General features: G+C 74.7%; 9 protein-coding genes. 7 read left to right on the top strand and 2 right to left on the bottom strand.

What is annotated here, in order from left to right; all coding sequences use genetic code 11:
* Positions 1–108 precede the first annotated feature (108 nt).
* On the bottom strand, positions 109–981 hold the full coding sequence (gene sigJ / locus ACIODU_RS14360; RefSeq protein WP_401767872.1) for an RNA polymerase sigma factor SigJ: 873 nt from the start codon (positions 979–981) through the stop codon (positions 109–111).
* An 86-nt stretch (positions 982–1,067) separates the two neighbouring features.
* Positions 1,068–1,826, bottom strand: a complete 759-nt coding sequence (locus tag ACIODU_RS14355) for a DeoR/GlpR family DNA-binding transcription regulator (RefSeq protein WP_401767480.1) — start codon at positions 1,824–1,826, stop codon at positions 1,068–1,070.
* Positions 1,827–1,898: 72 nt separating this feature from the next.
* On the opposite strand from ACIODU_RS14355, the gene ACIODU_RS14350 reads away from it, so the two are divergent.
* The 7 genes from ACIODU_RS14350 (at position 1,899) to ACIODU_RS14320 (ending at position 13,722) form a co-directional block, all read left to right on the top strand.
* Positions 1,899–3,170, top strand: coding sequence for an MFS transporter (locus tag ACIODU_RS14350; RefSeq protein ID WP_401767479.1), 1,272 nt, complete (start codon positions 1,899–1,901; stop codon positions 3,168–3,170).
* 135 nt (positions 3,171–3,305) lie between these two features.
* Complete coding sequence (locus ACIODU_RS14345) at positions 3,306–4,913, top strand: alkaline phosphatase D family protein (RefSeq protein ID WP_401767477.1); 1,608 nt, start codon at positions 3,306–3,308, stop codon at positions 4,911–4,913.
* A 67-nt stretch (positions 4,914–4,980) separates the two neighbouring features.
* Entirely contained in the window at positions 4,981–6,366 is a 1,386-nt protein-coding gene (locus ACIODU_RS14340; protein WP_401767475.1) for an SWIM zinc finger family protein, read from the top strand.
* A complete protein-coding gene (locus ACIODU_RS14335) occupies positions 6,363–9,086 on the top strand; it encodes a DUF6493 family protein (RefSeq protein WP_401767474.1) in 2,724 nt (907 codons plus the stop codon). The genes ACIODU_RS14340 and ACIODU_RS14335 overlap by 4 nt, the downstream gene beginning before the upstream one ends.
* 118 nt (positions 9,087–9,204) lie before the next feature.
* Complete coding sequence (locus ACIODU_RS14330; protein ID WP_401767472.1) at positions 9,205–10,611, top strand: GNAT family N-acetyltransferase; 1,407 nt, start codon at positions 9,205–9,207, stop codon at positions 10,609–10,611.
* 464 nt (positions 10,612–11,075) lie between these two features.
* Positions 11,076–12,758, top strand: coding sequence for a DUF885 domain-containing protein (locus ACIODU_RS14325; protein WP_356430993.1), 1,683 nt, complete (start codon positions 11,076–11,078; stop codon positions 12,756–12,758).
* Positions 12,759–12,849: 91 nt separating this feature from the next.
* Complete coding sequence (locus ACIODU_RS14320; protein WP_401767470.1) at positions 12,850–13,722, top strand: ATP-grasp domain-containing protein; 873 nt, start codon at positions 12,850–12,852, stop codon at positions 13,720–13,722.
* The last annotated feature ends 593 nt before the right edge of the window (positions 13,723–14,315 follow it).

Genomic DNA, 14,315 nt, shown 5'->3' with positions numbered 1-14,315 from the left:
GTTCGTGCGCTGGTGAGGCGCCCGCAGCAGTCGGCCCCGCGTCCGTGACGGACGCGGGGCCGGTGGTCGCTCCGCCCTCCGCGGGGGCAACCCGAACGGTCTCCGGGCTTATTCCGCGATCACTCCGGAGAGTTTGTCGGGGTTCCGCACGATGTAGACGCACGTGATCACGCCGTCGGCGACCTCCAGCTGAAGGACGAGATCGAGCTTTCCGCCCGCGCGGGCCAGCACGGCGGGCGCGCCGTTGACCTCCGTGACCCGGAATTCGTAGAGCCCGGCGTCCCCCGAGACGGCGGACAGGAACCGGCCAACCTTGTCGGCGCCCTCCAGGATCCGCAGCGGCGCCTTCGCCTTCCCGCCGCTGTCGCCCACCAGCCTGACGTCCGGGGCGAGCAGCCTGAGCAGGGCCTCCAGATCGCCGCCGCCGGCCGCCGCGAGGAACCGCTCGGTGAGGGCCCGGCGTTCCGCCTGGTCGACGTCGTACCGGGGCCTGCGCTCGTCCACATGGCGCCGCGCGCGCCCGGCGAGCTGGCGGACCGCCGCCTCGCCCCGGTCGAGGACGGCGGCGATCTCCGCGTACGGGAAGCCGAAGGCCTCCCGCAGGACGAACACCGCGCGTTCCAGCGGCGAGAGGGATTCGAGGACGACGAGCACCGCGAACGACACCGATTCGGCCAGCATCGCGCGCTCGGCGGAATCGGGGACGGCCGATCCGAGATCGGTGGTGACCGGCTCCGGCAACCAGGGGCCCACGTAGGCCTCCCGGCGCACCTGCGCCTGGCGCAGCCGGTCGATCGCGAGGCGCGTGGTGATCCGTACGAGATAGGCGCGCGGCTCGCGGACCTCGGCGCGGTCCTCGGCGGTCCAGCGCAGCCAGGCGTCCTGCACGACGTCCTCGGCGTCGGCGACCCGGCCCAGCATGCGGTAGGCCACCCCCGTCAACAGGGAGCGGTGCGCTTCGAATTGGTCGGTGCTCATCATGTCGGCTGCCACGGCTCCCATCCCAGCCGACCGCCCGGCACCTGTCCAGGCGACGCTCCCGGGAACGGAGTCGGGGGGCCGGGGGCTCACACCGTACGTACGGTGACTCCCGCCCCGGCCAGCGCCTCGGTCTCGTCGTCCGGCGCGGCCCGGTCGGTCACAACCACGTGCAGCGCGGCGGCCGGGGCGACGAAGGCGAGCGCGGTACGGGAGAACTTGGCGGCCTCGGCGACCGCGACCACCCGGCGGGACGAGGCGATCGCCGCGCGCTTGACCGCCGCGTCGTCCAGGTCGTACGCGGTCAGGCCGTCGGCGGCGGTGAGACCGCAGCAGCCGAGGACGGCGGTGTCGAAGCGCAGCGCGGCCAGGGACGCCAGGGTCAGCGGGCCGGTCAGCGCCAGTTCGCCGGGGCGCGGCCGGCCGCCGGGCAGCAGGAGGGTCAACGGGGGCGCGTCCGTGAGCGCGTTGGCCGCGTGCAGGGACAGCGGCATGACGGTCAGGCGGCGGCCGTGCAGGGCGCGGGCCACTTCCAGGCAGGTGGTGCCGCTGTCGACGACGACCGACTCACCGTCCGCGATCAGCCCGGCGACTTCGGCGGCGATGCGCGCCTTGGCCTCCTGCCCGTCCTGCGCCCGCAGCACGAACGGGGGCTCCTCCCCGCGCAGCAGCAGGCTCCTGGCACCGCCCCGGTAGCGCTCCAGGACACCCTGCTCCGCCAGGACCTCCAGGTCGCGGCGGACGGTCATCTCCGAGGCGCCGGTGAGCGCGGCCAGCTCGGCGACGCTCGACCGGCCGGACTCCCGTACCGCGTCGGTGATCCTTCTGAGTCGCTCCACACTCGTCACCGTTGAATCAAACACCGATCATGTTCGAAGAGCAAGTTTACGAACACATGAGATGTTCTGTATGTTCGCTTCATGGAGAGATCACTGCGGGCCGGCCGGCTGGCCACCTTCGCGTACTTCGTCCTCGCCGGCTTCATCATGGGCATGTGGATCGTCCACATCCCGGTGATCGAGCACCGCACCGGCATCAGCCACGCCGTGCTCGGCTGGCTCCTCCTGCTGCTGGGCGCGGGCGCCTTCGGGGGCATGCAGCTCGCCGGACCGCTGACCGACCGCTTCGGGGCCCGTACGGTCGTCCCCGCCAGTGCGGCGCTGTGCGCGGCGTCGCTGGTCCTGCCGGGCCTGGCGGTGGACGTCTGGACGCTGGGCGGGGCCCTGCTGCTGCTCGGGGTCGGCAACGGGTGCCTGGACGTGAGCATGAACGCCCACGCCGTACAGGTCGAGCGCGGCTACGGGCGGCCCATCATGTCCGCCTTCCACGCCTGGTTCTCCATCGGCGGCGTCCTCGCCGCGCTGCTCGGCGCGTTCACCCTCGGCCAGGGGTGGAGCGCGGCCGCCACCCTGGGGGGTACGGCGCTGTTCTGCCTCGTGGCCGCGGGGGCGGCCGCCGGGGCGCTGCTGCGCCCGGACCCGTCGGCCGCCGTCGGCGCGTCCACCGATGAGGCCCCGGCGGGTCCCGTCCACAAGGCCCGGCGGGCGACGCCCTCGCGCATCTGGATCCTGGCCGTGCTCGCCTTCCTGCTGATGCTCTGCGAGGGCGTGGCCAACGACTGGAGCGTCCTCCATGTGAAGGACGTCCTCGGAGCGCCCGCCTCCACCGCCGCTCTCGCGTACGGCGCGTTCGCCACGGCCATGACCGCCGGCCGCCTGCTCGCCGACCGGGTGGCGGCTCGGGTGGGCCCGGCCGCCGTCCTGCGGTACGGGTCGGCGATCGGCGCGGCCGGTCTGACCTTGGCCGCGTTCGCGCCCAACGTCCCGCTGGCGCTGCTCGGTTGGACCGTCGTCGGCGCCGGCCTGTCCGGCTGTGTTCCGCAGCTCTTCAGCGCGGCGGGACACGCCGACCCGGACGCGGCCGGGGCCAACGTCTCGCGCGTGGCGGGCCTCGGCTACCTGGGGATGCTCGCGGGACCCGCCGTGATCGGCCCGCTGACCCACGCGATCCCGCTGAACCTCACCTTCCTCCTCCCCGCGGCCTTCTGCGTGGTCGCCGGCTTCACCGCCGGGATTTTGAAGCCCGGGCCGTCGCTCGATGCCTCGCGTGAGCCCGGGCCGCTGCCCGAGCCCCAACTCACCCCGGACAGCGCCGGGAAGAAGTCCCCCGTCTCCCGGCCCACGGCCGGCTGACCCGGTCCGTCCCGCACCGGGCGACAACAACACGGCACCACCGGGCGGTTGTTCATCCGGGGTTCGCGCGGCGGCTGCCACCAGGCGTTAGGCATGGCACGGCAATCGGCACCCGTCTGCCCAGGAGGCGCATCGATGTCGTACCACCCCAACTCCCCCGAGTCCGCGGCCTCGCCCGGCCGCCGCGGCGTGCTGCGCGGCACCCTCGCCGCGTCGGCCGCGCTGGCGCTGCCCACCGCCGGCCTGGTGGCGGGCGCGGCGCCCGCGCAGGCGCGGTCCGGGCGGCCGCGCGCCGCCTGGGGCGTACAGATGGGCGATGTCACGTCGTCGTCCGGACTGGCGTGGGTCCGGTCCGACCGGCCGGCCCGGATGATCGTGGAGACCTCCGCCACCGAGTCGTTCCGCCGCGCCCGCACCTGGCACGGCCCGCTGCTCGGCCCGGGCTCCGACTTCACCGGTACGGTCCCGCTGCGCGGCCTCCCGGCCGGTGAGCAGGTGCACTACCGGGTGACCCTCGCCGACCCGGACGACTACCGCCGTACCGGCGAACCCGTCTACGGCACGTTCCGTACCGCGCCCGCCAGGCGCCGGCAGGGCGTGCGCTTCCTCTGGTCGGGCGACATCGCCGGGCAGGGCTGGGGCATCAACCCGGACATCGGCGGCTACCGCGCGTACGACGAGATGCGGCGGCTCGACCCCGACTTCTTCCTGTGCAGCGGCGACACGATCTACGCCGACGGGCCGCTCGAACCGCAGGTGACGCTGCCGGACGGCCGGATCTGGCGGAACGTCACCACCGAGGAGAAGTCGAAGGTCGCGCAGACCCTCGACGAGTACCGGGGCAACTTCCGCTACAACCTGCTGGACGCCAACGTACGGCGCTTCAACGCGCAGGTGCCGACGATCGTCCAGTGGGACGACCACGAGGTGCGCAACAACTGGTACCCCGGCCAGATCCTGGACGACGTCCGGTACACGGAGAAGAACGTGGACCTGCTGGCCGCCCGTTCGGCGCGCGCGTTCCGCGAGTACTTCCCGGTGTCGACCCTCCACGAACGCGGGGCGGACCGCCGCGTCCACCGGGTGATCAGCCACGGTCCGCTGCTGGACGTGTTCGTGCTGGACATGCGTTCGTTCCGCAACGCCAACTCCCCCGGCCGGCAGGCCGACGACACCACCGGCATCCTCGGCGCGGAGCAGCTGGAGTGGCTCAAGCGGGAGTTGTCGCGTTCCCGCGCGGAGTGGAAGGTGATCGCCGCCGACATGCCGCTCGGACTGGTCGTACCGGACGGCGCGGCCAACTTCGAGGCCGTCGCCCAGGGCGATCCGGGCGCGCCGCTCGGCCGTGAGCTCCAGATCGCGGAGCTGCTGCGGTACATCAAGCACCGGCGGATCACGGGCACGCTGTGGCTCACGGCGGACGTCCACTACACGTCGGCGCAGCACTACGCGCCGGAGCGCGCGGCGTTCAAGGACTTCGCGCCGTTCTGGGAGTTCGTCTCGGGGCCGCTGGCCGCCGGCGGATTCCAGGCCAACGCGCTGGACGGTACGTTCGGGCCCGACCGGGTCTTCGTGCGGGCGCCCGACCGGGCGAACGTGTCGCCGATGGAGTCGCCCCAGTACTTCGGCGAGGTGGAGATCGACGGCGGCAGCGGTGAGCTGACGGTCCGTCTGCGGGCGGAGGGCGGCACGGTCCTGTTCAGCAAGGTGCTCCAGCCGGGGAGGGTCGGGCAGGACCGGTAGTCGCTCCGACCCCGGGCGGGAGCCTGTCCGGGGCCGGTTGTCAGTGGCGGGTCCTAACGTCGTTCCCATGACGCGATCCACGCAGGCGCTCGCCTACTCCCGTCCGTCCGCCCTGGCCACGGCCCCGGGCGGGCGGCTGCTCGGCCTGGAGACCTCGGGCGGGGTGACGCCGCTCGGGGCCGAGGCGCATCCCGGCTTCTTCTCCGGACTCCTGACCTCGCCCCGGGCCGCCGCGCGGGGGCTGCTGGCGGTGGCGGACGTGGCGGGGGCGCGCTACTACCAGCGCGTCCCCGGCTCGTCGCTCGACCCGGTGGTGACAGGGAACGGCGACCGGCTGCGCTTTGAGTCGTTCTCCGGCTGCTGCGGGGTGTACGCCCGCCTCGACGTGCTGCGGGAGGGCCTCGACGGCGCGGACACCGGACACGGCACGACCAATGTGGACGTGAACAATCCGCTGCGGGAGGCCCTGTCGCGGATGACCGGCGACGATCCGCTCCACCTGCGGGTCGGTCCGGACGAGATGACCGTCACCACGCTCGACGGTCCGGTGGTGGAGAAGAAGGTGCCGCTGCCGGACCGCTGGCTGCGCGGCTTCGCCGAGGCCCAGGTGATCTCGGCCGGTTTCGACCTGCGGGCCGAGCTGCCGGCCGCGGAGGCGGTGCGTTTCCTGCGGGCCCTGCCGCGCGGTTCCGGCACCGCCTCGCGCGGGGCGATGTGGGTCGTCCCGACGGGCAGGACGCTGCGGCCGACGACCCGGCCGGTGCGGGGCGCCGTGTGTCTGCCGGGGCCCGAGCGGCTGGCGGCCCTGCAACGGGTGCTGCGGGACGCGACGGCGCTGCGGGTGTACGGGCCCCCGGCCGGCGGCGTGGCCGTGTCGAGCGCCTGGGAGGTGGTGCTGCCGGGGATGCGGCTGACGCTCACGCTGTCGCCGGACGCGGCGCGCGGGTTCTCCGGCGAGGGCGGGGTGCTGGAGGCGCTGGCCACCGAAGAGGCGGCGCGGGACGCCGAGTTGGTCTCCGTCCTGCTGGCGTGGGAGCCGCGGATCGACCCGGCGGAGCTGGCCGTGGAGGCGGGGCTGCCGGTCGGGCGGGTGCGGGCCGCGCTGGTGCGCCTGGGCACGGCGGGCCGCGTCGGCTACGACGTGGCGGACGCGGCGTACTTCCACCGCGAGCTGCCGTACGACGCGTCCCGCGCCGAGCGGCACAACCCGCGGCTGGTCGCGGCCCGGGCCCTGCTCGACGCGGGCGCGGTGGTGCTGACGGGCGATCTGGCGCGGGTGGCCTCCGGTGAACGGCACTATCAGGTACGGGAGTCGGGCGGGGCGCTGAGCTGCACCTGCCGGTGGTGGGCCGACCACCGGGGAGCGCGCGGGCCGTGCAAGCACGCGCTGGCGGTGCGGATGGCGCGGCGCGACACGGTCCTGGCCACCCTGACCGGAGGCGGCGCCCGATGAGCGAGCTGCTGGACGCTGTACGGGCCGGCCGGGTCGAGGACGTTCCCGGGCTGCTCAAGCCGCTGACGGCGCGTGAGCGCGCGGCGGAGCTGCGGGAGTTGAAGGCGTGGCGCGCCGAGGTACGGGACCGGCCGTGGACGGGCTGGCAGGAGCGGCGGCGCCTGCGCGACGCGCTGCTGGTGGCCGGGGCGGGGTGCCAGCGGGGAGCGGCCTCGGCGGTCGCCTGGCTGGGAGCGTCCGATCTGCGCGGGGCGGACGGGCTGCCGACCGGTCCGCTGGTCGAGGTCCTGTCGCACCAGGAGCCCGCCTGGCTCGCCGACGTCGCCCGCCGGCTGGCGGGCCGGGCGTCGACCGCGCAGGAGGACTATCCGCTGGTCGCCGCCCTGGTGCGGCTCGCGGGCTGTGCGATGCCGGTCACGGACGCGCTGACGCGCGGGTGGGCGGAGGCGGTCTCGCCGTCCGGCGGCCCGTCCCTCGCCGAGACCCTGCGGGCGGATCCGCAGGCGCGGGACATGGTGCGGGGCCTCTTCGAGGTCACGGAGCTGCCCTTCGTCATCGTGTGGCGGCCCGATCCCGACGTGGCGGGCGACTGGCCTGGCGTGCTGGCCGCCCTGGCCGGGGAAGGGGTGCTGGAGCGGGATCCGCTGGTGGCGGCCTGCCTCGCGCGGCTGCTGCGCGGCGGGCGCCCCCGGGACCTGCCGTTCTTCCTCAAGCTGCTGCGCCGGCTGGAGTTGACCGGGGAGGAGGAACGCGCCCGTACGGCCGACTGGATCGGGATGGTGTCCGACGGCGCGTCGACGGTGGCCGCCCTGGCCCAGGAGGTGCTGTCCCGACTCGCCGTGTCCGGGGCCCTCCCGGTGGGCGCCCTCGCGGACATGTCCGGGTCGGCGCTGTTCCGGCCGGAGAAGAAGCTGGTCAGGGCGCAGCTCGTCCTGCTGGGGAAGGTCCTGCGGAGTGACCCGGGGGCGGCGGGCGTGCTGCTGCCGGTGGTCGCGGAGGCGTTCGGGCACGCGGACACCGACGTGCAGGAGCGGGCGTTGAAGCTGGTGGCCCGTCATCTGCCTGCCGTGGAAGGGGAGGAGGCGCGTGCCGGGCTGGCCTCGGCGGCGTCGCTGCTGAGTCCGGTGCACCGGCCGCGGGCGGCCGAGCTGTTTGGCGGGGCGGCGGACGCCGAGGCCGATCCGTACGAGGAGATCCTGCCGCCCGTGCCGGAGCCGGACCGGCTGGCGCCCGTGGCGGCGTCCCTCGCCGAACTGGTCGAGGAGGTGGCCGCGCTGAGCGGCGGGCGCGGTGAGCCGTCCACGTACACACCGGGTGGGATGGCCGCCTTCGAGCGGGCCCTGGACGGTCTCGTCCGGTACGCCCACGCGGATCGCGCGGCCCTGGCCGACGCGCTGCGGGACACACTCGCGGGCAGTTGGTGGCTGAAGGACGATCCGGCCGCCGCGAACGAGACCTGGCTCGTCCGGCTGGCCGGGGTGGAGCGGGTGGCCGCGGCGGCGCTCGACCGGATCTCCGTACGGGGCCTGTGGTACGCGTACGCACACGGGCCGCGGTCCACCTGCTGCGCGCACGCCAGCCTGGGCGGCGTGGCCGAGGCCCGCCTGGCGGAGGTCGCGTACCTGGTGAGGACCAAGTCGCTGCCGTTCCTGCTCGCCACTCCGACGTGGTCGACGGGGGCGGTGGATCCCGATGTCCTGGTGGAGCGGCTGCGTACGTACCAGCGCCTGTGTGCCGCTCCCGCCCCGGTGGACTTCGCCCAGGCGTTGGTACGGGTGCGGCGCGGCGGGGACCCCGGGACGGTCCGCGCGGCGGCGGCGCTCGGCACGCCGGAGGGGGACCGGCTCGCGGCGTGGCTGGTGGAGGAGACCCCGGTGCCCGGACTGAAGGGGGCCGGCGAGCCGGAGCGCGGGGCACGGTCCGGGGACGGGTACGGGTGGCTGGGCGCCGGGAGCCGGGCGGGGCGCCTCCTGGCCGGAACGCGGCAACGGCTGGTCGCGCGGCGGGACTTCCCGCCCGCCTTCCGCTGGCTGGGCCAGGCGTCCGCCCCGTCCGGCACCTGCTCCCACTGGAGCACGGGCATGACGCACTGGCCGGGGGTGCTGCCCGAGGACCGCGAGACCCTCGCCGCCTGGCTGCTGCCGGACGTGGCGGCGTGCGCCGGGACCGGCCGGCGCGGCGGGGCCTGGTGGCTGCCCGTCGGCGCGGAGGCGGGCGGCCCCGCCGGGCCCGCGCTGCGCCTGGGGGTCGCGTACGGGCTGGCCGCCCGGCACCCGGGCGACCGGCTGGCGGCGGTGGACGCGCTGCTCGTCCTGGCGGCCCGGGGACAGTTGGACGGACCCCAACTGGGCCGGGACATGGCGCTGCTGGCGATATCGGGTACCGTCAAGCTGAACCGTCTGGCCGACTCGGCGCGTACCGCCGCCGCCACCGGTGCGTACAGGACAGTGTGGTCCGTGCTCGGCGCGACCCTGTCCGACCTGTTGGCCGACCCCTCGCGTCCCGGGCTCGGGGACCTGCTGGCCGTGGCTGCCGAGTGCGTGGAGCACGGTGCGGTGGCCGATGCGGTGGCCGGGGCCGGCGCCGTGGCCGGTGCGACGGCCGGTGCCGGCACGGGCGCGTATCCGGCGATACCGGCGCTGGCGGCGGTCGCCGCCCGGGGCGGGTCGTCGCGGGTGACGGCGCAGGCGGTGCGGCTGATGACCGCTTTGCGTCAGTGAAGCGAGCACTCCCAGCCAAAATTGGCTAAAGATAGTCCAAAAGGGAACAGATCCATCCTTAACCCATCAGTCACAAACCGTTCGTGATCACGCAACACCGTTCGGCCACAGTGAGGCCATGACGAATGTGACTTCCGCGAAGAGTGCCCGCCGCCCGCACCACTGGCGGCGGGATCTGGTCGAGCTGGCCGCCCTGTTCACCGCGGTGGCGGTCGCCGACGCCGTGGCCAACACGATCGTGCACGGACCGGACGGCGCTTCCCTGCTGATCGCCTCGGCGGTCGTCCTGCTCGCCACGGCCACGTTCCACACGTGGTGGGCACGCAAGCACAGCCACGCACCCCCGGAGGCGGTCACCGGCGCCGTCTCGGCCGCCCCGGTGGCGGACTTCGGCGTGCCGGCCGAGACGGTGCTCTGGCGGATGCGGACCACCGTCCGGGACGAGCCCGGCAGCCTGGCCGCCCTATGCGTCGCGTTCGCGACGCGGCGCGTGGACATCCTCACCCTCCAGACCCATCCGCTCTCCGAGGGGACGGTGGACGAGTTCCTGCTGCGCGCCCCCGCCACGCTCCAGGTGAGGGACCTCACCGGGGAGGTCGCCGCCGCGGGTGGCAGCGGCACGTGGATCGAGCGCGCGGACGCGCACGACCTCGTGGACACCCCGACCCGGGTGCTCGGCCTCGCCACCCGTACCGCTCTGGACTCGGCCGAACTGCCGCTGGCGCTGCGCCAGTTGCTGGGACGCTGCACGATCCACTCCCGGCCCGCCGAATCCGCCGGCGGACGGCGGACCGGGGAGGGCGCGCCCGTCGAGGGCGCGCTCGACGAGACGTCCATGGTGCTGCGCGACCCGAGCGGCGGGTCCATCACGGTCGAGCGGCCGTATCTGCCCTTCACCCCGACCGAGTTCGCGCGGGCCCGCGCGCTGGTCGAGCTCGACGCCCGGCTCGGTCCGCGCATGCCCGTGGGGCACGACGTCCACACACTCCCCGAGGGCGAGGAGATCACGGTACGGCGCGCCGACCAGGACGACCTCGAAGCCGCCCTCGCGATGCACGCCCGCTGCTCCGCCCGTACGCTCGGCCTGCGTTACCACGGCCCGGCTGCCGACGCGGACCGCTACCTGGACCACCTGCTCAGCCCGCGCTTCGGGCGCACCCTCGCGGTCGAGACCTCGTCGGGGAACCTGGTCGCTCTCGGCCACCTGCTCTGGGACGGCGACGAGACGGAGGTCGCGCTGATCGTCGAGGACGCCTGGCAGCGGCGCGGCATCGGCGCCGAACTGCTGGCCCGGCTGGTCGAGTTGGCCACGGAGGCACGCAGCGGGACCGTATACGCGGTCACCCAGTCCTCCCACACCGCGATGGTCGCGGCGATGCGGAGTCTCGGCCTGCCGCTCGACTACCAGATCGAGGAGGGCACGCTGGTCATCACAGCCCGACTGAAGCTAAAGCCGACCCACCCCCTGCCCCCGCACGAAGATTCCGACCGCTTCGAACAGGACCACTCCGAACGCCGCCCCTAACACCCAGGGCCGGGGGCCCTTTTCGGCCACTTCCGCCCCCACTTCCCCGCCCGCGACGCGACGGCGGATCCGTACGGCGTCCGCACCGGCCACGCCATGACACGGGTCCGCGCCAGCCGTACCGGCGCTGTGACAAACAACCAGACGTTGACGCCGAGGCCACGGACCCGCGCGTATCGCCGGGCGGCGGTCGCCGCGGTCACGCCACCGACGAAGACGACCACGGGCCGTGCGGACCGACGCCCCGGCCCGGTCGCGCGGGCCCACGGCCATTCGCCGCCTCGATCCGGCCGAACCCGGGGTCGGGGGCCGGAGCCGCCCGCCGTGGGGCCGGGTCGGGGCGCGCCGGTGGGGGACCGTGGGCCGCCGGGTCCGTCTCGGCGACCGTCTGGCGTCGGCCACCGGCGGCGGCAGGGGCGGAACCCTGACGTGACGGATGTGGCCGACTCGGAGAGGATGTCGGCATGTCAGACACAGCAGGCAGCGTGCTGCCCCGTCAGGTCGCCGACGCCTACGTCGACGAGCTCATCGCACTCGACCCGATCACCGGCACCTATCTGGGCGTCGCGGAGAGTTCCCGCCGTCTCCCCGACTTCTCCCCCGCCGGACAGCAGGCGCTCGCCGATCTGGCCCGCGCGACCCTCGCCCGGCTCGACGCGGCCGAGCGGTCGCCGGGCGCGGACAGCGAGGCCGAGCGGCGCTGCGGGCGACTCCTGCGCGAGCGCCTCACGGCCGAACTCGCCGTCCACGAAGCCCAGGAGGGGCTGCGGGCGGTCAGCAACATCCACTCGCCCGCGCACTCCGTCCGCGACGTCTTCACCGTGACCCCCACCGCGACGGACGACGACTGGGCGGCGGTCGCCGACCGGCTGCGCGCCGTGCCCGACGCGCTGGAGGGGTTCCGCGCCTCGCTGGCCCTCGGCCTGGAGCGCGGTCTGCCGGGCGGCCCCCGTCCCACCGCGACCTTCGTCGGCCAGCTGACGGAGTGGGCGGGCGACGGGCGCGGCTGGTTCGACGAGTTCGCCTCCTCGGGCCCGGAGACCCTCCGCAAGGAGCTGGACGAGGCCGCCGCCCTGGCCACCGACGCGGTCGCGCGGCTGCGGGACTGGATGCGTGAGGTGTACGCCCCCGCCGTCGCGGGCACGCCCGACACCGTGGGCCGGGAGCGGTACGCCCGCTGGTCGCGCTACTTCAACGGGACGGACCTCGATCTCGACGAGGCGTACGCGTACGGCTGGTCCGAGTACCACCGGCTGCTCGCCGAGATGCGGACCGAGGCCGGGAAGATCCTCCCCGGCGCGAGCCCCTGGGAGGCGCTCGCCCACCTCGACGAGCACGGCACGCACATCGAGGGGGTGGAGGAGGTCAGGGACTGGCTCCAGAACCTGATGGACGAGGCGATCGCGGCGCTGGACGGCACCCACTTCGAACTCGCCGAGCGGGTACGGAAGGTGGAGTCCCGGATCGCCCCGCCGGGCGGCGCGGCCGCCCCGTACTACACGGGCCCCTCCGAGGACTTCTCGCGGCCGGGCATCACCTGGCTGCCCACGATGGGCGAGACGCGCTTCCCGGTCTACGACCTGGTCTCGACCTGGTACCACGAGGGGGTGCCGGGCCACCACCTCCAGATCGCGCAGGCGACCCACGTGGCGGACCGGCTCTCGCGGTACCAGGCGTCGGTCGGCATGGTCAGCGCCAACGCCGAGGGGTGGGCGCTGTACGCGGAACGCCTCATGGACGAACTGGGTTTCCTGCCCGACGCGGAGCGCCGGCTGGGGTACCTGGACGCGCAGATGATGCGGGCCTGCCGCGTCATCGTGGACATCGGCATGCACCTGGAGCTGGAGATCCCGGCGGACTCGCCGTTCCACCCGGGCGAGCGCTGGACGCCGGAGCTGGCGCAGGAGTTCTTCGGCAACCACAGCGGCCGTCCCGCCGACTTCGTGGAGAGCGAGCTGACCCGCTACCTGTCCATGCCGGGCCAGGCGATCGGCTACAAGCTGGGCGAACGCGCCTGGCTGCTGGGCCGGGAGAACGCGCGGAAGCGTCACGGCGACGCCTTCGACGCGAAGGCGTGGCACATGGCGGCCCTGTCGCAGGGGCCGCTGGGCCTGGACGACCTGGTGGACGAGCTGTCGAAGCTCTGACGGCCACGGCGGCGGGGCGACCCGCGGACGGGAGCCCCGCCGCCGCCCCCGTACCGAGGCGCACCGCTCACTCACGCGCCTGGAGGACGTGATGACCACCTCGCTGCTCTACTGCGCGGACCCGCTGCGGGCGGGCCGGGCGGCCCGGGTCGACCCGGTGTTCGCCGAGGAGGCCGCGCAGGCCGGGGCGTACGGCGTGACGCGGGCCCTGCTCGACCACGACGCGCTGCTCGCCGGGGATTTGACCCGCGCGCTGGCTCGGGTGGAGCGGGGCTCGGGGCCGTACTGGTACCGGGGCTGGATGATGCCGGCGACGGTGTACGGGACGCTGGAGCGAGCGCTGGCCGAGCGGGGGTGCGCCCTGCTGACCGGCGCCGCGGACTTCCGGCGCGGGCACGAACTTCCCGGCTGGTACGAGGAGTTCGCGGCGCTCACCCCGGCCACCCGCTGGCTCCCCCGCCCTCCCGGCACCCCGCCGACCCGGGACGAACTGGCCGCGCTCGCCGCTCCGCTGGGGTCCGGTCCGGGCATCGTGAAGGACTACGTCAAATCCCGTAAGCACGAGTGGGACGAGGCATGCTTCGTCCCCGAACTGACCGACACCGCAAGGCTGTCGGCCGTGGTGGACCGCTTCTTCGCCCTCCAGGACGACACGCTCGCGGGAGGTGTGGTGCTGCGCGCGTACGAGCCGTTCGCGGCGGACGGCGAGGCGCGGGTGTGGTGGGTGGACGGCGTACCGGTCCTCACCACGGCCCACCCGGACACCCCGGACCGGCGCCCCGCACCGGAGACGGCGGCGGTGGGCACGGCCGTACGCGCGCTGGGCTCCCGCTTCGTCACCACGGACCTGGCGCTGCGGGAGGACGGCGTGTGGCGGGTGGTGGAGGTGGGCGACGGCCAGGTAAGCGGCCTCCCAACCGGCACCGACGCGACGCCGCTGTTCGCTGCGCTGGCGGCGGGGTGACTTCCGGTCGGGGGGGACCTCCGGTCCGGGGGGCGGGGGGACCCGCTGACGGCGGCCGACCTCCGGTCCAAAGGGTCAGCGGACCCGCTGACGGCGGGCAACCTCCGGTCCGACGGGTAAGTTACGGGACCGAGTCCGGCAACCTAGGGCCCCAGCCCGACCCGGCGGATGAGGCCGCAGCCCCAGCGCCCCGCAGGTGACGTACCGGGCACGGCGCACCACCCCGGACACGTCCACACCGAAGGCCACGACCCGCCGCCGTATCCGCCGCCCGAAGGACACGCGAGACGGCGCCCCCACGACCTGGCGGGTGGAACGCCGGCCTCCGGCCCGGCGGGTGAGGCGCCAAAGCCCGGCCCGGCAGATGACGCGACAGCGCCACGGCCCGGCGAGTGACGTGCTCGCGCCCGGTCCGCCAGGGGGACGGCCCCCTCGCCGCCCGGCGGGTGAGCCAGCGCCACCGGTCCGGCTGGTAAGGCGGCCCACGGTCCGGCGAGTGGGGAGCCTGCTCCTGGGCGTTGGGCCCCGGGCCCGGCCACCCCGGGCGCCCATCGCCGGAACCACCCCCGCCCCCACCGATCCCGCCGCGCCCG

This window comes from Streptomyces sp. NPDC088261 (assembly GCF_044740805.1).
Lineage (GTDB): Bacteria > Actinomycetota > Actinomycetes > Streptomycetales > Streptomycetaceae > Streptomyces.
Note: the sequence above shows the minus strand (reverse complement) of the source record. Positions and strands in the feature narration are given on the sequence as shown.